Origin of the sequence: Neochlamydia sp. TUME1 (assembly GCF_000813645.1) — a bacterium.
In the GTDB taxonomy this organism is placed as follows: domain Bacteria; phylum Chlamydiota; class Chlamydiia; order Chlamydiales; family Parachlamydiaceae; genus Neochlamydia.
Genome location: NZ_JRXI01000237.1, coordinates 1 through 1,367, shown reverse-complemented (window position 1 = coordinate 1,367; position 1,367 = coordinate 1). Strand labels below are relative to the sequence as shown.

General features: G+C 44.4%; 1 protein-coding gene. It reads right to left on the bottom strand.

From position 1 onward, the window contains the following. A partial coding sequence (locus DB41_RS10305; protein ID WP_052244130.1) for a leucine-rich repeat domain-containing protein occupies positions 1-1,367 on the bottom strand: 1,367 nt, incomplete at both ends.

Sequence of the window (1,367 nt, the reverse complement as noted above, 5' to 3'; positions counted from 1 at the left end):
GCTGGTTTTGATTTAAGTAAAGCCCTTGCAGCTGAGGCAATTGCCCAATTTCTGTAGGCAGAGCGGTGAGCTGGTTTTGATTTAATTTAAGCGTTTGCAGCTCAGACAGCTGCCCGATTTCTGTAGGAAGGCTGGTGAGCTGGTTTTGATTTAAGTAAAGCACTTGCAGCTGAGACAGCCGCCTTATTTCTGCAGGAAGGCTGGTGAGCTTGTTTTGATTTAAGTTAAGCCCTCGTAGTTGAAACAGTTGCCATATTTCCTCAGGCAGGCTGGTGAGCTGGTTTTGATTTAAGTCAAGCACTCGTAGTTGAAACAATTGACCTATTTCTGCAGGAAGAGTGGTGAGCTGGTTTTGATTTAATTCAAGAAATTCCAGCCGAGACCGAGACAGCCGCCCGATTTCTGCAGGCAGAGCGGTGAGCTGGTTTTGGCTTAAGTGAAGCTGTAGCAGATAAGACAGCTGTCCGATTTCTGTAGGCAGGCTAGTGAGCTGGTTTTGATTTAAGTAAAGCCCTCGCAGCTGAGACAATTGACCGATTTCTGCAGGCAGACTGGTGAGCTGGTTTTGATTTGAGTAAAGATATTGCAGATTAGACAACTGTCCAATTTCTGCAGGAAGGCTGGTGAGCTGGTTTTGATTTAAGTTAAGCCCTCGCAGCTGAGGCAATTGCCCGATTTCTGCAGGCAGAGCGGTTAGCCGGTTGCCGCTTAACCAAAGCCCTTGCAGCTGAGACAGCTGCCCAATTTCTGTAGGCAGAGCGGTAAGCTGGTTTTGATTTAAGTCAAGCAATTGTAGCTGAGACAATTGGCTTATTACTGCAGGCAGAGCGGTGAGCTGGTTTTGATTTAAGTCGAGCCGTGTCAGCTTAGACAGCTGCCCGATTTCTGTAAGCAGAGCGGTGAGCTGGTTTTGATTTAAGTTAAGCAATTGTAGCTGAGACAATTGGCTTATTACTGCAGGCAGAGCGGTGAGTTGGTTTTGATTTAAGTAAAGCTCTCGTAGTTGAGACAGCTGAACGATTTCTGCAGGCAGACTGGCGAGCTGGTTTTCTCTTAAGTCAAGCGTTTGCAGCTGAGATAGCTGGCCTATTTCTGGGGGTAAATAAGTCAAGCTTAATCTAGATAAATCTAAAGTCGTGATGTTTTTACAATTTTCTTCAATCCAATCTCTAAGAAGCTCCCCTTTTTTTTCTAGAGGCAAGTGCTTAATTTCTTCTCGGTTCAAGTATTCTTCCCCGCCAGGAAGTTTTTTCCAAAGTAAAAGGCGATTAATATTTACAAGATAGGAAGAGTAATTAGCCAGCGTTAAGCCTCTTTTTTCTTCTGTTTTCCATTTAAATTCCAAAGGAGAAAAAGACTTGGCTAAA